The sequence below is a fragment of the Bradyrhizobium sp. USDA 4532 genome (genome assembly GCF_024171315.1).
Lineage (GTDB): Bacteria > Pseudomonadota > Alphaproteobacteria > Rhizobiales > Xanthobacteraceae > Bradyrhizobium > Bradyrhizobium australafricanum.
Map to the genome: position 1 here is coordinate 1,884,042 of NZ_JALJZN010000001.1, position 20,207 is coordinate 1,904,248.

17 protein-coding genes are annotated in these 20,207 nt (G+C 65.8%); 13 read left to right on the forward strand and 4 right to left on the reverse strand.

Translation table 11 applies throughout. From position 1 onward, the window contains the following. Nucleotides 1-220: 220 nt before the first annotated feature. The 5 genes from J2R76_RS09170 to J2R76_RS09190 all read left to right on the forward strand — a co-directional run bounded on the left by J2R76_RS09170 (nucleotide 221) and on the right by J2R76_RS09190 (nucleotide 4,824). The gene (locus J2R76_RS09170) at nucleotides 221-1,951 is read left to right on the forward strand and encodes a L,D-transpeptidase (protein ID WP_076832036.1); all 1,731 of its coding nucleotides are present in this window, start codon (nucleotides 221-223) and stop codon (nucleotides 1,949-1,951) included. Nucleotides 1,952-2,053: 102 nt separating this feature from the next. Beyond that, complete coding sequence (locus J2R76_RS09175; RefSeq protein WP_057019911.1) at nucleotides 2,054-2,623, forward strand: glutathione peroxidase; 570 nt, start codon at nucleotides 2,054-2,056, stop codon at nucleotides 2,621-2,623. 171 nt (nucleotides 2,624-2,794) lie between these two features. Continuing rightward, on the forward strand, nucleotides 2,795-3,802 hold the full coding sequence (locus tag J2R76_RS09180) for a polysaccharide deacetylase family protein (protein ID WP_076832034.1): 1,008 nt from the start codon (nucleotides 2,795-2,797) through the stop codon (nucleotides 3,800-3,802). Between the two features lie 17 nt (nucleotides 3,803-3,819). Continuing rightward, complete coding sequence (locus J2R76_RS09185; RefSeq protein WP_076832031.1) at nucleotides 3,820-4,377, forward strand: dihydrofolate reductase; 558 nt, start codon at nucleotides 3,820-3,822, stop codon at nucleotides 4,375-4,377. Nucleotides 4,378-4,395: 18 nt separating this feature from the next. Further along, nucleotides 4,396-4,824: a hypothetical protein gene (locus tag J2R76_RS09190; RefSeq protein WP_076832028.1), complete on the forward strand. Its 429-nt coding sequence runs from the start codon at nucleotides 4,396-4,398 to the stop codon at nucleotides 4,822-4,824. Nucleotides 4,825-4,933: 109 nt separating this feature from the next. Here J2R76_RS09190 and J2R76_RS09195 read toward each other — a convergent pair whose 3' ends face one another. Continuing rightward, the gene (locus tag J2R76_RS09195; protein WP_057019907.1) at nucleotides 4,934-5,386 is read right to left on the reverse strand and encodes a DoxX family protein; all 453 of its coding nucleotides are present in this window, start codon (nucleotides 5,384-5,386) and stop codon (nucleotides 4,934-4,936) included. 156 nt (nucleotides 5,387-5,542) lie between these two features. Further along, entirely contained in the window at nucleotides 5,543-7,852 is a 2,310-nt protein-coding gene (locus tag J2R76_RS09200) for an NADP-dependent malic enzyme (protein ID WP_057019906.1), read from the reverse strand. A gap of 232 nt (nucleotides 7,853-8,084) precedes the next feature. Between J2R76_RS09200 and J2R76_RS09205 the strand changes: the two genes are divergently transcribed. Continuing rightward, nucleotides 8,085-10,076, forward strand: a complete 1,992-nt coding sequence (locus J2R76_RS09205; protein WP_076832026.1) for a hypothetical protein — start codon at nucleotides 8,085-8,087, stop codon at nucleotides 10,074-10,076. A 117-nt stretch (nucleotides 10,077-10,193) separates the two neighbouring features. On the opposite strand, the gene aspS is transcribed toward J2R76_RS09205, so the two are convergent. Continuing rightward, complete coding sequence (gene aspS / locus J2R76_RS09210) at nucleotides 10,194-11,969, reverse strand: aspartate--tRNA ligase (RefSeq protein WP_076832023.1); 1,776 nt, start codon at nucleotides 11,967-11,969, stop codon at nucleotides 10,194-10,196. A gap of 200 nt (nucleotides 11,970-12,169) precedes the next feature. On the opposite strand from aspS, the gene J2R76_RS09215 reads away from it, so the two are divergent. Beyond that, nucleotides 12,170-13,642 carry a YdiU family protein gene (locus J2R76_RS09215; RefSeq protein WP_076832021.1) on the forward strand — a complete coding sequence of 491 codons (1,473 nt, stop codon included), beginning with the start codon at nucleotides 12,170-12,172 and terminating at the stop codon, nucleotides 13,640-13,642. Between the two features lie 109 nt (nucleotides 13,643-13,751). Here J2R76_RS09215 and J2R76_RS09220 read toward each other — a convergent pair whose 3' ends face one another. Next, on the reverse strand, nucleotides 13,752-14,741 hold the full coding sequence (locus J2R76_RS09220) for a zinc-dependent alcohol dehydrogenase family protein (RefSeq protein ID WP_076832018.1): 990 nt from the start codon (nucleotides 14,739-14,741) through the stop codon (nucleotides 13,752-13,754). A 101-nt stretch (nucleotides 14,742-14,842) separates the two neighbouring features. Between J2R76_RS09220 and J2R76_RS09225 the strand changes: the two genes are divergently transcribed. The 6 genes from J2R76_RS09225 (at nucleotide 14,843) to J2R76_RS09250 (ending at nucleotide 20,196) form a co-directional block, all read left to right on the forward strand. Further along, nucleotides 14,843-15,742: a LysR family transcriptional regulator gene (locus J2R76_RS09225; protein WP_076832014.1), complete on the forward strand. Its 900-nt coding sequence runs from the start codon at nucleotides 14,843-14,845 to the stop codon at nucleotides 15,740-15,742. Between the two features lie 116 nt (nucleotides 15,743-15,858). Beyond that, nucleotides 15,859-16,062 carry a hypothetical protein gene (locus J2R76_RS09230; RefSeq protein ID WP_076832011.1) on the forward strand — a complete coding sequence of 68 codons (204 nt, stop codon included), beginning with the start codon at nucleotides 15,859-15,861 and terminating at the stop codon, nucleotides 16,060-16,062. A gap of 43 nt (nucleotides 16,063-16,105) precedes the next feature. Then, nucleotides 16,106-16,600: a ferritin-like domain-containing protein gene (locus J2R76_RS09235; RefSeq protein ID WP_076832008.1), complete on the forward strand. Its 495-nt coding sequence runs from the start codon at nucleotides 16,106-16,108 to the stop codon at nucleotides 16,598-16,600. Nucleotides 16,601-16,891: 291 nt separating this feature from the next. Next, the gene (locus tag J2R76_RS09240; protein WP_076832005.1) at nucleotides 16,892-17,413 is read left to right on the forward strand and encodes an OsmC family protein; all 522 of its coding nucleotides are present in this window, start codon (nucleotides 16,892-16,894) and stop codon (nucleotides 17,411-17,413) included. Nucleotides 17,414-17,747: 334 nt separating this feature from the next. Further along, on the forward strand, nucleotides 17,748-18,971 hold the full coding sequence (gene chrA, locus J2R76_RS09245; protein WP_206601533.1) for a chromate efflux transporter: 1,224 nt from the start codon (nucleotides 17,748-17,750) through the stop codon (nucleotides 18,969-18,971). 112 nt (nucleotides 18,972-19,083) lie between these two features. Beyond that, complete coding sequence (locus J2R76_RS09250; RefSeq protein ID WP_076832002.1) at nucleotides 19,084-20,196, forward strand: acyltransferase; 1,113 nt, start codon at nucleotides 19,084-19,086, stop codon at nucleotides 20,194-20,196. Nucleotides 20,197-20,207 lie beyond the last annotated feature (11 nt).

Here is a 20,207-nt window from a genome sequence, read left to right on the forward strand (position 1 = left end):
GGTCTCCGCGGGGTGGGTCCCGCCTATGTAGTGCGCAAACGCCGCACAGGAAGGCGCTGACAGTTCGGTGATCGAACGCGGCGCTTTAACCTCTTGTGAGGCTTTTTTGTTACTCTTTCGTCGAAAATACCGCCCTCACGGAAGGGTTAGATCGCTTGCGCTGGTGAACGCGTTGTGCGTCTGCGACAACCAACATGTAGTTTGGACTGGGATTCGGAATATGCGCGCAGGTGGACGGCGGATTTCGGTTTTTGACTTCGCGAATGAGCGGTTCTGGCAGCTGGCAATTCTGACGACCGCCGGCACCGTCGCCGCCTCCACGCAGGCCGATGCAGCGCTCTATTACTGGAACCGCGACTCCGCCTTCTACGGCGACTACGAGCCGATGCCGCAGCCGCACCGGCAAAAGCCGAAGCGCAACACAGCCAAGAAGAATCCGGCGATCGAGAAGGAGGCCGGCAGCAAGCCGCAAGGTCCCCTGATCATCTCGGTCTCGATCGACCAGCAGCGGGTCAGCCTCTACGACGCCAACGGCCTCTATGCCGAGAGCCCGGTGTCGACTGGCATGAAGGGGCATTCGACCCCCATGGGTGTCTTCAGCGTCATCCAGAAGCAGAAGTACCATCAGTCCAACATCTACAGCGGCGCGCCGATGCCGTATATGCAGCGCATCACCTGGTCGGGCATCGCCATGCATGCCGGCGTGCTGCCCGGCTATCCGGCGTCCCACGGCTGCATCCGCATGCCGATGTCGTTCGCGGTCAAGATGTACAATTGGACGCGGATGGGCGCCCGCGTCTTCGTCACGCCGGGCACGATCTCGCCGGAAAGTTTCTCGCACCCGCTGCTGGTCACGCAAAAGGTGGCGCCGCAGCAGCCGGTTGCCGACGACATTCTGAAGATGGATGCGCCGCTCGGCGTGAAGAGCGACAAGGGGGCCGACAAGCAGTCCAATCTCGATTTGCGCAGCAGCGTCGGCCATGCCGCCGCGTCGCTGCGCGACAACACCCACACCGCCGACGCCAGCAGCGCGATGCCGGCAGCGAGTGCGTCAGTGACAATGTCCGATGCATCCTCTTCCACGGCGCGCGACGCCATCGCGGAGAAGATCGCAGCCGACAAGTCCGAGACAGTGAAGCCCCAGACGGCCGCCGCCGACAAGCCGGCCGAGACCAATTCCGCCGGCCACGACAGCAACCCGACCACAGATGACAACACGGTCGGCGAAACCACCGCCAGCACCGACACGCCAAAGAGCGAGGTCTCCGCAAGCGATCCGGCGAAGGCGGAAGCCAAGGCCGACGAGCCGAAGGCGGACGCCGCCAAGCCTGGTGTTGCCGAGGCGCCCAAGATCGATGCACCGAAGACCGACGCACCGAAGGCCGATGCCTCGAAGGCCGCTGACAAGCCCGCCGAGGCAGCGACTGCAGCCGATGCGCCCGACGCCAAGAAGGATCCGGCGCGGCTGCCGGGCACCGCCAGGATCGACGTGCCGAAGCGCGCCGGCCAGATTGCGGTGTTCATCAGCCGCAAGGATTCCAAGCTCTACGTGCGGCAGAATTTTGCACCTCTGTTCGAGGTGCCGGTGACGATCGAGGCAAGCGACCGGCCGCTCGGCACCCATGTGTTCACCGCACAAGCCGACAAGACCGATACGAACCTGCTGCGCTGGTCGGTGGTGACGCTGCCGACCCGCAACGTCGCCCGCATCGACGTCGAAGAGCGTACCTCGCATCGCCGCAAGGTCGCGGCCGCAGCAGTGGCCGAGGCCAAGCCGCAGCCGGTGACCAACAGTCCGGCCGAGGCGCTCGACCGCATCTCCATTCCGGCCGACGTGATGGCGCGGATCAGCGAAGCTCTCGGCACCGGCGGATCGATCATCGTCTCCGACCTCGGTGTGAACCAAGGCGAGACCGGCGAAGGCACTGACTTCATCCTGCCTTTGCGCTGAGGCCATCCGGGCGACCCGCTTCCGGCAATAACGCCTTCTTGAAAGCCTGCGCGTCCCCTCCGGATTATGATCCCGACGAACATCTGTTCTGGGGACGAGACCATGATGGACCGCAGGACCCTGATCGTGACCGCGATCGCCGCAGCCGCGGCATCCCGCCCGCTGCATGCCGAGCAGCCTGCGATAAGCCGGATCACCGCCTACGCCTTCTCATTTCCGGCACTCGGCGGCGGCGATATCAGACTTGCCGACTATGCCGGCCGTCCGCTGATGATCGTGAACACGGCCTCGCTTTGCGGCTTCACGCCGCAATATGCCGGCCTGCAGCAACTCTGGACCGAATTCCGCGATCGCGGCTTCGTCATCATTGGCGTCCCCTCCAATGATTTCGGCGGCCAGGAGCCCGGCGGCCCGACCGAGATCGCCGAGACTGCGCAGCATCAATATGGCGTCACCTTCCCGATCGCGGCGAAAGCAATCGTCCGCGGCGCGAGCGCGCATCCGTTCTACCGCTGGGCGGCGGAGGCTCGGCCAAAGGACGTGCCGCGCTGGAATTTTCACAAATACCTGATCGGCCGCGACGGCTACATCGCCGACGTTTTCGCTGAGTCGGTTGCGCCCGACGACACGCGCATCAAGACCGGGATCGCACGGGCATTGGCGGCCGCCTGAGATATGACGATAATCCCCGGAATTAACTGATCCGACGAGGATTTTGGACACGCGCTCGCCACGTTCATTGCCTTGGCGTCGCCACTGCGACTAGGGTACGATCGGTTGGGGGCGAAGCGACCCGGTCGCGGCAATGCCGGCGCCGGGAGCGCGAGCAGCAGGGAACACGCCATGCGCATTGCGACAGGTCTGATTTTTGCGGGGACCGTATCGTTGCTCGCGTCGAGCGCAGCTTGGTCGCAGACGTCGCCCCCCAAGGGCGCTACTGCGGCACCGACAGCACCAGCACCAGCGGCCGCGGCTCCCGCGCCCGCCGCCGCAGCCCCGGCAGCGGCCACTGCAACCGCAGCCCCGGTTCCGCCGAAGCAACCGCCACAGCCGGCGCGCGCCGCCTGCAACAATCCGAACGCGCTCGGCGTCGGCCGCACGGTCGAGATCGATACTACCGGCGGTCCGGGCTTCGGCTTCGAGCATTTCAAGCAGCTCGACTTCCTGCGCGACCATGAGGTGGTGCTGACCTTCGACGACGGCCCGTGGCCGGGCAACACGCCGGCAGTGCTGAAAGCGCTCGCGGATGAATGCACCACGGGCATCTTCTTCCCGATCGGCAAGCACGCGACCTATCACCCCGAAATCCTGCGGCAGGTCTATGCCGCCGGCCACACGGTCGGCGCCCACACCTGGTCGCACGCCAATCTGAACAACAAGAAGCTGACCGAGGATCAGAAGAAGGACGAGATCGAGCGCGGCTACGCTGCGGTCAAGTGGGCGCTCGAGACCTCACCCTCGCCGTTCTTCCGCTTCCCGGCGCTGCAGCATCCGCCGGAGATGGTGACCTATCTTGGCAACCGCAACATCGCGATCTTCTCCTGCGACCTCGACTCCTTCGACTTCAAGGCGAGCAAGCCGCAGCAGGTGATCGACACCGTGATGAAGAAGCTGAACAAGCTCGGCAAGGGCATCATCCTGATGCACGACTTCCAGAAGCACACCGCGGAAGCCCTGCCCACGCTGCTGACGCAGCTCAAGGCCGGCGGCTACAAGGTGGTCGCGATGCGCGCCAAGTTCCCGGTGACAGTGCTGCCGCAATACGAGCAGGAGCTCGCCAAGGACGTCAAGCTGCCGACCGTAAGCTCGCGCCCGGTGAACAGCGTCGTCACCACCGTCGATCAGCAATAACGCCGGCGACAATCCTGGTGCCGGCGCTGCGTATCGAAGGCTTCGTCATCGTCTCCGCCGATGGCCGGCTGGCGAATGCGCGGAATGTGATGCCCGACGACCTCAAGATCGAGGGCGACAAGCGGTTCTTCACCGCGGCCCTCGACCGCGCCGACCTCGTCGTGCATGGCCGTCACTCCCAGGAAGAGCAGCCGAACGCGCCGAAGCGGCGGCGGCTGATCCTGACCAGCAAGGTCGCGGCCACCGCGCCCGACCCCGACAATCCGAAGGCGCTGTTGTGGAATCCCGCCGGCTGTCCGTTCGAGACGGCGAGCCGCGAGGCCGGCGTGACCTCGGGCATGGTCGCGATCATCGGCGGCCCCGGCGTGTTCGGCATGTTCATGGACCGCTACGACACGTTCTGGCTCTCGGTCGCCCCGAAGGTGCGCATCCCCGACGGCGAGCCGTGCTTTCCGGGCGTCCCTGCCCACACCCCGCAACAGGTGCTATCGGCGCACGGCCTGCACGCCGGCGCGCCGCAGCTGATCGATGCCGCGCAGGATGTCAGCGTGACGCCGTGGCGGCGAAGCGCATAGATCCCGAGCCAGCTTGCGATGAACAACGGCATGACCTCCCTGGCGAACGCCGTAGCGCTTGTGGCGATGGCGTCGCTGGTCGCAACCAGCGCAGTCGGCGCCTGCAAAACCACCCTGCGCGGCGAACTCGTGCAAGCGCCCGGCGACCGCAAGGCCTCTGTCGGGGAATTCCTGTACTTCTATCTCGTCGAAATGACGCCGGAGAGCCCGACGGGCTCGGAGAAGCTCTTCCAGTCCTTCGTGGTTCCCAACATGAGCAAGACACTTCCAATTCCGTTCGCCCTGGAGATCGAACAGCCCAAAGACTGCCCAGGCAAACTCGAGCTGCGCGTCGATACCAAAGACCGAGACATCATGCGACTTGGCACGGATGCGTCGTCGGCTGGCAGGAAAACGGTCCGCCTCGAGAGGTTTGAAAGCGTACCTATGTGGGGACCATCTTTCTGAACGTCGCAGAGGGGGTTAGCGCCAGCGTAACCCGCCACCCCTCTTGCCGAATGCGCAGGTCGGCGGGTTACGCCTTCGGCTAACCCGCCCTCCACAGCTGCGTATCGTCCTACACGTCCCCATAGGCCGGGTCGTCGCGGCGCGGGCCGCGGCCGTAGCCAGCGATGATGAACAGCGCGCCGATCAGCGACAGGTTCTTCAGCGCATCGATCAGCGTCCTGAGGTTGTCGGGCGCCGGCTGATTCCAGAAGTCATGGAAGTAGAAGGTGGCGAAGCACACGAAGATGATCAGGAGAATCGCGAAGAACCGCGCCAGCACGTTCACCGCGATCATCAGCCCCGCGACGATCTCGAAGCCGCCGATCGTGACCGCCAGCAGCTGCATGAAGGGCATGCCGACGGCGGTTTCGATCTGCTGCGTATAGGGCGCGACCACGGCCGGGATCGTCACCTTGGCCGCCAGCAGATCCGCCGTCGCCTGGATGCCGAACAGCTTGCTCGCTCCCGAATAGAGGAACAGCACGGCGAACAGGATCCGCCCGAAGGTGATGAACGCTGGCATGGGTCGGCCTCACTGGATGGCGGAAATCGGACGAAGCAGGCGAAGCGATTATGGTCGCTCCGCCTGCCTCGATCAAATCGAATCCATCTCGGTTCAAACACGATGCGGAAAACCGCGCTGCGGTTTTCCGAACATAACGTGCTCAAACAACGGCCGTCAGCCGAACAGCGTCGGCTGCGCGCGGCCGGCGCGCTCCTGGGCTTCGACGGCGGCAACCGCCGTCATGTTGAGGATGCCACGCGCCGTCACGCCGGGGGTGAGGATGTGCGCCGGGCGCGCCGGACCGATCAGGATCGGCCCCACCGGCAACGCATTGGCGAGCGATTTGATCATCTGGTAGGCGATGTTGGCGGCATCGAGGTTCGGCATGATCAGGATGTTGGCCTCGCCTTCCAGCCGCGACTGCGGCAGCACCAGGCGCCGCGCCGCCGCCGACAGCGCGGTGTCGCCCTGCATCTCGCCGTCGGCCTCGATCTCCGGATGCTTGTCCTTCAAGAGCTGGGTCGCCCGCCGCATCTTGCGCGAGGAATCCGTGTCATAGCTGCCGAAGTCGGAATGTGACACGAAGGCGACCCGCGGCTTGAAGGCGAAGCGCTGGACGTGGATCGCCGCGAGCGATGCCACTTCAGCGAGTTCCTCCGCGCTCGGGTTCGGCCGCACCTGGGTATCGGCGAGGAAATGGGCGCCGGTGGAGGTGATCATCAGCGCCAGCGCGGCATAGTCGCTGACCCCCGGCAGGAAGCCGATGATCTCGCGGACATGGCGCAGATGGCTCATGTAGCGGCCCTCGACGCCGCACAGCATCGCGTCGGCCTCGCCACGCGACACGGCAAGCGCCGCGATCACGGTATTGTTGGTGCGGACCACGGTCCGCGCGGCCTCCGGTGTCACGCCGCGCCGGCCGGCGACGTCGATATAGGACTGCACATAGGAACGGTAGCGCGGATCGTCCTCGGGATTGATCAGGTCGAAATCGCGGCCGGCCTTGATCGACAGGCCGAAGCGCTTGATCCTGGTCTCGACCACCGACGGACGGCCGACCAGGATCGGCCGCGCCAGCTTTTCCTCGAGCACCACCTGCGTCGCGCGCAGCACACGCTCGTCCTCGCCTTCGGCGTAGATCACGCGCACCGGCTGGGTCTTCGCCTTGGCGAACACCGGCTTCATGGTGAGGCCGGAGCGGAAGGCGAAGCGTTCGAGATTGGCGGCGTATTCGTCGAAATTGGTGATCGGCCGGGTCGCGACGCCGGACTCGATCGCGGCCCTGGCCACCGCCGGCGCGATGCGCAGGATCAGGCGCGGATCGAACGGGCTCGGGATCAGCGAACCGGGGCCGAACCCCTGGGTCTCGCCGCTCTCGAAACCATGGGCCACCGCATCCGACGGCGGATCGCGCGCGAGCTGCGCGATCGCGTCCACCGCGGCATGCTTCATCGCCTCGTTGATCGCGGTGGCGCCGACGTCGAGCGCGCCGCGGAAGATGAAGGGGAAGCAGAGCACGTTGTTGACCTGGTTCGGAAAGTCCGACCGCCCGGTGCAGATCATCGCGTCGGGACGCGCCAGACGCGCCTCATCCGGCATGATCTCCGGCACTGGATTGGCCAGCGCCATCACCAGCGGCTTGTCGCCCATCTGCTTGACCATTTCGGGCTTCAGCACACCCGGTGCAGACAGTCCGATGAAGATGTCCGCGCCGGGAATGACGTCGGCGAGCACGCGTGCGTCGGTCTTCTGGGTATAGACCGCCTTCCAGCGATCCATCGTGGTGTTGCGGCCCTCATAGACCACACCGTCGATGTCGCAGACCCAGATGTTCTTGCGCTGCGCCCCCATCGAGACCAGCAGATTGAGGGTTGCGATCGCGGCGGCGCCGGCGCCCGAGCAGACGATCTTCACGTCAGACAGTTGCTTGCCGTTCAACAACAGCCCGTTGACGATCGCCGCGGCGACGATGATGGCGGTGCCGTGCTGGTCGTCGTGGAAGACCGGGATCTTCATGCGCTCCTTGAGCTGCGCCTCGATCTCGAAGCACTCAGGTCCGCGGATGTCCTCGAGATTGATGCCGCCGAAGGTCGGCTCCAGCGCGGCAACGGTCTCGACTACGCGCTCGATCGTGTCGGCCTTGATCTCGATGTCGAACACGTCGATGCCGGCGAATTTCTTGAACAGCACCGCCTTGCCTTCCATGACGGGCTTCGAGGCCAGCGGACCGATATTGCCGAGACCGAGCACCGCGGTGCCGTTGGAGACCACGGCGACCAGATTGGCGCGCGCGGTCAGCGTCGCCGCCTCGGCCGGGTTCTTGGCGATCTCGGTGCAGGCGGCGGCCACGCCCGGCGAATAGGCCAGCGCCAGGTCACGCTGGTTGGCAAGCGGCTTGATCGCCTGGATCTCGAGCTTGCCCGGCCGCGGCAGCCGGTGGTAGGCGAGCGCCGCGTTGTGGAGTTCTTCAGACGATGACGACATGCGTGCTCCCCGCGTTTCCGGCCCAAATTTCTTGTTTCTGTGCTAATCCAGGCAAAAGTCAGTTGTCCGGCAAATCGAGCCGGATGTGAAGCATGTCCAACCACTTGGATGCAACATCCGATAATATCCCCGTCAACAGGTCCGGGCCGGCCGTTCATCGACGCCTGCCCCTCCCCGCGCCATTCGGCCGGGATTGGCAATTTTTTTCCCTTGATGATCCGGAGTTGACCGAATGAAGAAAATTCTGCTCGGCCTGATCGCCGTGGTTGTGATCGCGGCCGCGGGCTTCTTCGGTTTCGACTTCTACGCCCAGCGCCGGGTCACGCGCGACGTCGAGGCCGCCTTCGAGCAGGTCCGTGCCACCGGCGCCAAGGCGAGCCACGGCAAGATCACGTTCGACGTCAAGAGCCGCACCCTGACGATCGCGGACGTCGCCACCGAGTCGGGGACGCAATCCCCGGTCAGCGTCAAGATTGCCAGTCTCACGATGACCGGCCTCGGTCAAACCGACGCGGCACGGGTCTCCGCCGGCAATGTCGAGTTCAGCGATGTCGAGATCGGCATGTCGGGACCGACCCCGACGATCGCCTCACTGACCTACAAGGCGCCGCGGATCACGGTGAAGGATTATTCCGGCCCCGCCAGCCTGCCCCAGCTTCCGGCTTCGTCGTCGATCTTCGAGCTGTACCGGTCCGCGTTCGGACTGCTCGCGAGCATCAACGCATCATCGGTCGCTGCGCCTAGCCTGACCGGAACGATGACCTTCAGCGGCGCCGCAAAAGCCGGCGACGGCGTCGGCGGCGAATTCGCCTATTCGGGCATCGCCATCGAAAACATGAAGGACGGAAAAATCGCGTCCAGCAAAACCGACAAGGTTGTGTTCACGATCAACCAGCAGGCGGCCGGCAAGCCGATCAAAATGACCGGCGAGCTCGCCAACATCGCCGCGACCGATATCGACGTCGGCGCGATGGCGGCGATATTCGATCCAGGCAAGGCCAACGATGACAGGGAGTATCGGGTCCAGGGACACGTTTCGGCCGGTCCTTATGTCATTACCGCCGCGCCCGGTGTGAACATGCGGATCGAGGGAGTGACCGTCGACGACACCAGGATCAATCCGTCACGGATGCAACTGCCGGCGCTGCTGGCAATGATCCCGCCGCAAGGGAGTCCGCCGCCGTCTGCCGCCCAGGCACGCGAACTGCTGGACAAGGTCGCCGGCCTCTATTCGGGCATCGGAATTGCAGATGCCGAGATGCATGGGCTCTCGGTCGAGACGCCGCAGGGCCCGCTCAAGCTCGCCTCGATGCGGTTCAACTTCGAACACGGCAAGATCGGCGAGCTTGCGGTCGAGGGACTCGATACCCGTGCGCCGAACGGTCCCATCAAGGTCGGACGCTTTGCGCTGAAGTCGCTCGACGTCGCCAACTTCATGCGGCTCTCGGCGCAGTTCGCCGCGCAGAAGCCGTCGGCCGAACAGGCGCTGGCGCTATTCCCGCTGATCGAAGGCGTCGAGGTCAAGGGCGTCGCGTCGCCCTACAAGGCCACCGGCAAGCCGGTCAACATCGACGTCCTCAGCCTCGACTGGGGTCAGTTCGTCGGATCGATCCCGAGCAAGCTGCGGCTGACCGCGAAGCTGGCGGCGCCGCTCGATGCGGCCGATCCGCGGCAGCAACCGCTCGTCGCCGCCGGGATCGACCGAATGGCGGTCGACGCCGATCTCGGCGCCGTCTGGACCGAGACCTCACGCGCGTTCGCGCTCGAGCCGGTCAAGCTCGACATGGCGGGCCTGCTGAGCGCGTCGGCGCAGGTCACGCTCGGCAACGTGCCGCGTGAGGCATTCTCGACCAGCGCCGCGGAAGCAATGGGCGCGGCCGCGCAGATCGAAACCGGCACGATCGAGCTCGCGGTCCACGACCTCGGCGTCATCGATCTCGCCGTCGCTCAATTTGCGCGCACCCGGAACGTCAGCCGCGACGAGGCGCGCAAGGTCATCCTCGACGCTATCAAGGCGCAGGGCGGCGAGATCGGCGGAGCCAATCCCGACGCCACCGCGCTCGTCACAGCGATCGGCCAGTTCATCGAGACGCCGGGGCAGACGCTGGTCATCAAGCTGACTCCACGCGCGAAGGCGCCGGCGCTTCAGCTGATGCAACTGCTCAAGACCGATCCGCAATCGGCGCTGGCGCAGTTCCGGATCGAGGCCTCGACGGGGTTGTGATTCTCCCGCCCGTAGCCCGGATGGAGCGAAGCGCAATCCGGGAACAGCGTCGCCGCAGGAGGAACCGCCCCGGATTTCGCTTTCGCTCCATCCGGGCTACGCACCTCTCCTGCCCCCCTAACCCTTCGCCGGCAGGTTGGTGCGGATGTGCAGCTCCTTAAGCTGCTTCGGCGTTGCTTCCGACGGCGCGCCCATCAGCAGGTCCATGGCCTGCTGGTTCATCGGGAACAGCGAGATCTCGCGCAGATTGTTGGTGCCGCAGAGCAGCATCACGATACGGTCGAGGCCGGCCGCCATGCCGCCATGCGGCGGGGCGCCGTACTGGAACGCACGGTACATGCCGCCGAAGCGGTCGATGACCTCCTGCTCGCCATAGCCTGCGATCTCGAACGCCTTCACCATCGCTTCCGGCTTGTGGTTGCGGATGCCGCCGGAGGCGATCTCGTAGCCGTTGCAGGCGATGTCGTACTGGAACGCCTTGATCGTCAGCGGGTCCTGCGACGTCAGCGCGTCGAGGCCGCCCTGCGGCATCGAGAACGGGTTGTGCGAGAAGTCGACCTTCTTGTTCTCCTCGTCATACTCGTACATCGGGAAGTCGACGATCCAGGCGAGCTCGAACCGGTCCTTGTCGATCAGGTTCAATTCCTCGCCGAGCTTGGTGCGCGCGAGACCCGCGAACTTCCAGAATTTCTCGGGATCGCCGGCGACGAAGAACGCCGCATCGCCTTCCTTCAGTCCGAGCTGGTCGCGGATCGCAGCGGTGCGCTCGGGGCCGATGTTGTTCGCCAAGGGGCCTGCGCCCTCGCCGCCCTCGCGCCACATGATGTAGCCGAGACCCGGCTGGCCTTCGCCCTGCGCCCACGAGTTCATGCGGTCGCAGAACGCGCGGCTGCCGCCGCCGGTGCCCGGGATCGCCCAGACCTGGCTCTTCGGGTCTTCGAGCATGCGCGCGAACACCTTGAAGCCGGAGCCGCGGAAGTGCTCGGAGACTTCCTGCATCACGATCTTGTTGCGCAAATCGGGCTTGTCGGAGCCGTATTTGCGCACGGCCTCCGCAAACGGAATCCGCGGCCAGTTCCTCGTGACCGGCTTGCCCTTGGCAAAATCCTCGAACACGCCGGTGATCACAGGCTCCATCGCCGCGAACACGTCGTCCTGGGTGACAAAGCTCATCTCGACGTCGAGCTGATAGAACTCGCCCGGCAGACGGTCGGCGCGCGGGTCCTCGTCGCGGAAGCACGGCGCGATCTGGAAGTAGCGGTCGAAGCCCGACATCATCAACAGCTGCTTGTACTGCTGCGGCGCCTGCGGCAGCGCGTAGAACTTGCCGGGATGGATGCGCGACGGCACCAGGAAGTCGCGCGCGCCTTCCGGCGAGGACGCCGTCAGGATCGGGGTCTGGAATTCGAAGAAGCCCTGCTCCTTCATCCGCTTGCGCATGGAATCGACCACCGCGCCGCGGGTCATGATGTTCTGGTGCAGCTTCTCGCGACGCAGGTCGAGGAAGCGATATTTCAGCCTGATATCTTCGGGATATTCCTGCTCGCCGAACACCGGCAGCGGCAGCTCGGCCGCCGGGCCCAGCACCTCGATCTCCTTGATGTAGATCTCGACCATGCCGGTCGGCAGCTCCGGATTGTCGGTGCCGGCGGGACGGCGGCGCACCTTGCCGTCGATCCGCACCACCCATTCGGAGCGGAACTTCTCGACCTCGCCGAACGCCGGCGAGTCCGGATCGGCCACGCATTGGGTGATGCCGTAATGGTCGCGCAGATCGACGAACAGCACGCCGCCATGGTCGCGGACCCGGTGAACCCAACCCGAAAGCCGGACCGTCTGGTCGATATCGCCCTCTCGGAGCGCGCCGCATGTGTGTGACCGGTAGCGATGCATAGTCGTTCCAAAAACTGATGTCGGAGGAGAATCGCGATAGGAACCTTCCTATCCGAAGGCGCTGGGTTTACCCGAGCCAGCTCGGGGCGGCAACCAAGGGAACGCCCGCTTTTGGCCCGAAACTGCAGATTTTGCTGCGATCCGGCGCCAGATGGGCGCCAATCGTTTGCCTATTCGGCCCGCAGGCCTATCTTCGGGATATGACCATTCATTTCCCGTTCCAGAACACCTATTCGGCGCTGCCGGCGAACTTTTTCGCCCGTGTCGCGCCGACCCCGGTGGCCGCCCCCCGGCTGATCAAGCTGAACCGGCCGCTCGCGGTCCAGCTCGGGCTGGACCCGGACCTGCTGTCGGCGCCGGAGGGCGCCGAGATCCTTGCCGGAAAGCGGCTGCCTGACGGCGCCGACCCGATCGCCATGGCCTATGCCGGCCATCAATTCGGGCACTTTGTTCCCCAGCTCGGCGACGGCCGCGCCATCCTGCTCGGCGAGGTCATCGACAAGGACGGCGTCCGCCGCGACATCCAGCTCAAGGGGTCCGGCCCGACCCCGTTCTCCCGCCGCGGCGACGGCCGAGCCGCGCTCGGTCCGGTCTTGCGCGAATACATCGTCAGCGAGGCGATGTTCGCTTTGGGCATCCCAACCACCCGCTCGCTCGCCGCCGTCGTCACCGGCGAGCCCGTGATGCGCGAGACCGCGCTGCCCGGTGCGGTGCTGACCCGCGTCGCCGCGAGCCACATCCGCGTCGGCACCTTCCAGTTCTTCGCCGCCCGCGGCGACACCGACGGCGTGCGCGCGCTCGCCGACCATGTCATCGCCAGGCACTATCCCGAGCTGACGGACGCCGCCCAGCCCTATCACGCGCTGCTCGCCGGCGTCGTGGCGCGGCAGGCCGCGCTGGTCGCGCGCTGGCTCCTGGTCGGCTTCATCCACGGCGTGATGAACACCGACAACACCTCGATCTCGGGCGAAACCATCGATTACGGTCCCTGTGCCTTCCTTGATGCCTACAACCCGGCGCAGGTGTTCTCATCGATCGACGAGATGGGCCGCTACGCCTATGCCAACCAGCCGCGCATCGCGTTGTGGAATCTGACCCGGCTCGCCGAATGCCTGCTGCCGCTGTTCGCGGACGAGCAGGAGAAGGCCATCGAGCAGGCGCAAGTGATCCTCGGCGAATTCCCCGAAAAGTTCACCGCAGCCTATAACGCCGGCCTGCGCGCCAAGGTCGGCCTGTTCACCGTGCGCGACGGTGACGAGGCGCTGATCCAGGATCTGCTCGACGCGATGGCCAAGAACGCGGCCGACTTCACGCTGACCTTCCGCCATCTCGGCGAGGCCGCAAGCGATGACGCCGCGGACGTCCGCGCGCAGTTCACCGATCCCGCGGCGTTCGACGAATGGGCCGCCCGCTGGCGCACCCGCCTCGCGCTGGAGCCGCAAACGCCGGCCGATCGCAAGGCCGCGATGCAGGCGGTCAATCCGGCCTTCATCCCGCGCAACCACCGGATCGAGGCGGTGATTGCGGCTGCGGTGAACTCGGATGACTACGCGCCGTTCGAGGAACTGCTGACGGTGCTGGCCAAGCCCTATGAGGACCAGCCGCAGTTCGCGGCCTACGCCGATCCGCCGCTCCCCGAGCAGCGCGTGACGCAGACATTCTGCGGGACGTGAGGTCTTTCCGCTGTCATTGCGAGGAGCGCAGCGACGAAGCAATCCATACCTCCGTGCATGCGGGCCGATGGATTGCTTCGCTTCGCTCGCAATGACGTTGGTGCGACCCTCACACCGTCACCACGATCTTGCCGAACTGCGTGTTCGACTCCAGGTACCGGTGCGCCTCGACGATCTCCTCGAACGCAAACGTCCTGGCGATGATCGGCCTCAAGGTGCCATCGGCAAGCTCGTCGAGGATGAACGCCTTCGCCGCGGTAAGCCGCGCGGGATCGCGCACGATCTCGTGCACGAGGTAGCCGCGCAGGGTCAGGCTCTTGCCGAGCACGTTGGCGAGCGGAAACGGCGTCGGCTCAGGACAGAGTCCACCATATTCGATCAGGATGCCGCCGGGTGCCATCGCCGCCGTCAGCGGCACGAAGGCGGGGCCGCCGACGGCATCGAGCACCACGCGCACGCCGTTCGGTCCCGCGATCTGCTCCAGCCTTGATTGCAGATCCTGCTCCGCCGACGCGATCACGTGCGCCGCGCCGGCCTCGCGCAGCGCCTGCGCCTTGGCCGATGTCCGCGTCACCGCTATCGGGACCGCGCCGATACGGTTGGCGATCTGGATCGCCGCGAGCCCGACGCTGCTCGACGCCGCTGTGATGACGACGAACTCGCCTCGCCCGAGCCTTGCAAGATCGACCAGCGCACCGAACGCGGTGAGATACTGCATCCACACCGCAGCGGCCGTTTCAAAATCGAGCGCGGGCGGATGCTTGACGACAAGCTCCGCCGGAAAGGTCGCGAGCTCGGCATGGGCCGGCCAGCGCACCATCGAGACCGGCGGCACGATGCTCACGGCATCGCCCGGCGCAAATTCTTCGACGCCTTCGCCGATCGCCGCGACAATCCCGGCGGCTTCCAGCCCGAGGCCGGACGGCAGCGTCGCGGTCTCGATATAGCTGCCCCGGCGCAGCGAGGCCTCGGCGCGGTTGAGCCCGAGCGCCTTGACTCGGATCTGAACCTCGCGGGGCGCCGGCGGCGCAACCGCGATCTCCTCGATACGCAGCACCTCGGGACCACCATGCTGGTGAAAGCGGACGCCGCGGGCCATGGGCGAACTCCAAAACAATTGAATGGAATGCCGCTATGCCCGGTGGCGATCGCCGGATAAATCACCCGGTAGCTCCGACAATCGAAACCAGGAGTTTTGAATTGGATCGCCTCACCAGCATGGCCGTCTTCGTCAGGGCGGTCGATCTCGGCTCGTTCGCGGCCGCCGCCGATGCGCTCGAGATGTCGGCCCCAATGGTCGGCAAGCATGTGCGCTTCCTCGAACAACGGCTCGGCGTCCGCCTGCTCCATCGCACCACGCGGCGGCAGAGCCTGACCGATTCAGGGCAAGCCTATTACGAGCGCTGCCGCATCGTGCTCGGCGAGGCCGAGGCGGCCGACGCGCTCGCCTCCGATCAATCGTCGCAGCCGCGCGGGCGGCTGCGGGTGACGATGCCGGCGCTGCTCGGCCGCTACTGCATCGTCCCCACGCTGCTGAAGCTCGCGCAGAAATATCCCGCGCTCGAGCTCGATCTTTCGTTCGGCGATCCGATCGCCGATCTGATGGAGGGCGGTCACGACCTTGCGATCAGGACCGGCGAGCTCAACGAGCAATCCGGCGTGATCGCGCGGCGCATCGCGCGCCAGCGCATGGTGGTGTGCGGCTCGCGCGCCTATCTGAAGGCCCATGGCAGGCCGCGCACGCTCGACGAACTCGGCCGGCACCAGGCGATCGTCTACCGCCGCTCGGGCCGCGTTCGCCCCTGGCTGTTCCCGCGCGACGGTCTTGCGCCGCACGAGGTCTGGCCGGCCGGGCGGCTCAGGCTCGACGACCTCGAAGCCATCGCAGATGCCGCAGCGCGCGGCATGGGGCTGGCGTGGCTGCCCTCCTGGCTGGTGCGCGAACGCCTCGACACCGGCGCGCTGGTCCGCGTTCTCGGCGACAGCGGGGAATTTCCCTACGATTGCCACGCGCTGTGGCTGCCGACGCCGCGACTGCCACTCAAGATCCGCTTTGCGGTGGATGCGCTCGCGGCCGCGCTGCCGAAGCTCGTGGCGTAGCGCCGCGCCCCCGATTTGTTTGCAACGATTTCGCGCGCGCATCGTTGGCCGGTCAGCGCGGAACATGCGGCCTCGTCCGATCCAGGTTCCGTGCCGCCTGTTGATGGAGCGCCAGTATGAACCAGCGCGATGACGACCTGAAAACCGCGATCGAGCGCAGCAACCCGAACGGCGTCGAGCCGCCCTTCTCCGAGGACGATCTGCAGCGCCGGCAACTCGGGCCGCGCGGCGTGCCCGGGCAACCGGACCCGGCGAAGATGACGCCACAACGTGCCAAGAAGACGCCGGTCGATTCCGGTTCCGGCGGCCACACCGCCTGAACGCCGAAACAACCTGAACGCCGAAACAAAAAAGGGTTTCACGATGAGGATCACCAGCTTCAAGGACATGTATGTCGCCGAGCTTCAGGAACTCGCAAGCGTCGAGGAGCAACTCGCCGTGGCGCTGGCGCGGATGGCGGAGATCGCCTCGCATCCGTCGCTCAAGGATGCGTTCAGCCGCCATCACCGCGAGACCATCGTGCAGGGCGAGCGGTTGAAGTCGCTGCTGCGCATGCACGGCGCCGATCCGCTTGAGCACACCGACCAGGCCATGCAGGCGCTGATCCACGAGACCGCCAAGATGGTTTCGCTGCTGCCCGACGACAATCTGCGCGATGCCGGCCTCGTCGCGTCGGCGCAGAAGCTCGCGCATTACGAGATCGCCGCCTATGGCAGCGCGGCCGCCCTCGCCGGTCAGCTCAATCTGCGCGACGACCAGCGGCTGCTGCACGACAGTCTCGAAGAAGAGCGGCACGTCGACACGCTGCTGACGGCGCTCGCCAAGGGCGAGATCAACCAGGACGCCCTCGCCGCGTGACACGGCAGGATGGGTGGCCCGTAGGATGGGTAGAGCGCAGCGAAACCCATCAGCTCATCTCGAGCTCATCTCGTGAGCGGCACCACTATGGGTTTCGCGGAGTTCTATCAACGGGCCGCGCCTTGCGCGGCCCCGTTGGCTCTACTCATCCTACGCATCGACGCGCGCGGGAAAAATGCTGCTGCAAATTTCGCGCTTCGCGGAGCTGCTGTCGTTTTTATCTCGCGACTATTGCACTGCATGGGCCGTTCGATCAGCCTCTCGTGATTGATGCCATGGGGAAGACGAACGATGAGCTTCAGGTTCAAGCAGGTTTTCGCAGACACCCAACAGGCGCTCGGCGCCGAACCGGCGCAGGCGCAGGCCGTGTTCCAGGCGACTTCGCAACTCGGCGACGGCGTCAATAGCCGCGTTGCCGTGCGGCAATTCAACGTCAGCGTCGACGAGCCACCGGCGCTGGGCGGCGAGGACACCGCACCGAACCCGGTCGAGTACATTCTCGCCGCGCTCGGCTCGTGCCAGGAGATCACCTATCGGCTCTATGCCGACGCGCTCGGCATTCCCCTCAACGGCGTGTCCGTCAAGCTGTCGGGCGCCATCGATCTGCGCGGCTTCTTCAGCGTCGATCCAGACGTGCGAGCCGGTTTCCAGCAGATCGAGGCCGAGGTCGCCATCGACAGCCCGGCCTCCGCGGCCGACATCGCCCGGCTGAAGGAAACCGTCGACCGTCATTGCCCCGTGCTGGACATCCTGCGCAACCCGACGCCGGTGGATCTGAAGCTGCGCACCGGACCGCTCAGCGTAGCCGCCTAGCTTCGCGATGTGAGCGTTAACTCACTCTCCACCATGCGCCGAGGCCGGCAGCGGTAACCATAAGGCTTAACAGCGCGTCAACGCTCCCCCAACAAGTCTAACTGTTTCTGATGGGGAGAATGGCCCGTGGACGCATTTGCATTCGAATTTATGGGATTGGCGATGATCGCGCTCTGTCTCGTCGTGCTGGCGATGCCCGCCGCGCGCCGGCCGTCGAAGAACATCCGCTACGAGTGAGAGCCGCGAGAAATAAGGCGCTCAAACGTCATCGAATGGCGATATACTCGCGCTGACAAGTCCTGACCTGGACACAAGTTGCGGGAATTGACGACGCTTGAACAACACCGACGTCCCGCAGCCCGGCACACCGCCCGCCACCGCGAGCTCGACGCACTCGCCGCTGGAGGTGCTGCTCATCTTCTTCAAGCTCGGCGCCAGCTGCTTCGGCGGCCCGATCGCCCATATCGGCTATTTCCGCGACGAGTTCGTCACCCGCAGGCGCTGGCTTGACGAACAGGCCTATGCGGATCTGGTCGCGCTCTGCCAATTCCTGCCGGGCCCTGCGAGCAGCCAGGTCGGCTTTTCGCTCGGCCTGATGCGCGCCGGGTACCTGGGGGCGCTGGCCGCCTGGACCGGATTCACGCTGCCCTCGGCGATCGCGCTCGTGCTGTTTGCCTTCGGCGCCAGCGGATTGAGCGGCCCTGCGGGTAGCGGCCTGGTGCATGGCCTCAAGCTGGTTGCGGTGGCGATCGTCGCCCAGGCCGTCTGGGGCATGGCGCGCTCGCTTTGCCCCGATCGCGAACGCGCCTCGATCGCGACGGTCGCAGCACTCGTCATCCTCGCCAGTTCGTCGTCGATCGCGCAGATCGGCGCGATCATTCTCGGCGCTGTCGCCGGGCTTTGGTTCTGCCAGGCGCAACAGGCCAACGGGGTCACCCATATCGCGATGCCGGTATCGCGCCGCGTTGGCGTCGCAGCGCTGATCCTGTTTGTCGCGCTGTTGGTCGGACTGCCGCTGCTGTCGCGGACATGGCCCGGCCTCGGCCTGTTCGAGGCCTTCTACCGCTCGGGCGCATTGGTGTTCGGCGGCGGCCACGTCGTGTTGCCGCTGCTGCGCGAAGCCGTGGTGACGCCGGGCTGGATCGGCGACGATGCGTTCCTGACCGGCTACGGCGCCGCGCAGGCGGTGCCGGGCCCGCTATTCACCTTTGCCGCCTATCTCGGCGCCGTGATCGGCGGCCTGCCGGCCGCGATCGTCGGCCTCGTCGGCGTCTTCCTGCCGGGACTTCTCGTGCTGCTCGCGGCGCTGCCGTTCTGGGATAGCTTTCGCAAACGGCCGGCGGCGCAGGCGATGATGCGCGGCGTCAACGCCGCCGTCGTCGGCCTTCTGGGGGCCGCGCTCTACAATCCGGTGTGGACCAGCAGCGTGCACCGTCCGCTCGATTTCGGCATCGCGCTGGCCGGCTTCGTCCTGCTCACGGCATGGCGCGCGCCGCCGCTCGTGGTGGTCGTGCTCAGCGCGGCCGGCGGCATCGCCACGGGGCTCCTGCAATCGTGAACGACCGCGCGGTCGTTTCGCCGGGTGGATTAAGAACGCCTTCATGCCTCGCCGCCACGATAGCGGATATATGCCGAGCGTTTCTAAACAACCGGATCCGACCCGAGTTCCCGTGCTGGACCTGCTGCGGCTCGCCGCGGTCGGGGCCGTGATCCTGTACCATTACGGCTTCTGGGGGGTGGCATCGAACGGCGTGCAAAAGGTGGCGATGCCGTACCTCGCCCCGGTCGCGCAATACGGCTTCCTCGGCGTCCCCGTGTTCTTCGCGATCTCTGGCTTCGTCATCGCCTATTCCGCCGAAGGCCGCACGCCGGTCGGTTTCGCGATCGCCCGCTTCAGCCGGATCTATCCGACCTTCGTCATCTGCATGACGCTGACCTTCCTCGCGACGCTGCTGTTGGGCCACGCGTACTTCCACGTGACGTGGGGGCAATGGCTGACAAACCTGTTCATCGCGGCCCCGATGCTCGGTCAGCCCTACATGGACGACGCCTACTGGTCGCTGGTGATCGAGGTCGTGTTCTACGTCTGGATCGCGCTGTTCCTGACCTGGGGCATCTTTCCGCGGCGCATCGACACGATCATCGTGGCGTGGATCGCAATCACCTTCGCCAACGAGCTGACCCTCGACGTTCCGCTGTTCGAGAAGCTGTTCATGGCCGACGACAGCGGCTTCTTCGCCGTCGGGCTCCTGATCTATGAGCATTACCGCGGACGGCGCGACACCAGGCTCTACAGCCTGCTGACGCTGGCGATCGGCACGGCGACGTTCCAGGCCGTGCACAAGCTGGAGCGGCTCGGCGTCCACACCCATGGCAGCTTCGATCCCCGCGTCGTGACGGTGATCTGCATCGTCTCGCTCGGCATCGTGTTCGCCGCCACTCGCATCAAGTCGGTAGCCCTGCCTGCAGGCCTCGTCAGGGCCGTCGGCGGCATCACCTATCCGCTCTATCTGCTGCATCTGCAGCTCGGCTACGTCATCCTGCTCTTGATCACACCAACGCCGGACGCGCTGTCGACCGCGCTGGTCGTGACGGGCATGGTGGTGCTGGCATGGCTCGTCTGGCGCTTCCTCGAAGGCCCCGCGCATTATCTCGTCAGGGACAGGCTGACGACGCTGGCCTCGCGGCACGGATGGCCGTCACGCGTTCGCGCGAACGAAGCCCGGATCGATCGGGACGACGTTGCCTCGCCAATCGAGGCCAGCAGCATCGCCAACCGCTGATCAGTTCGGCG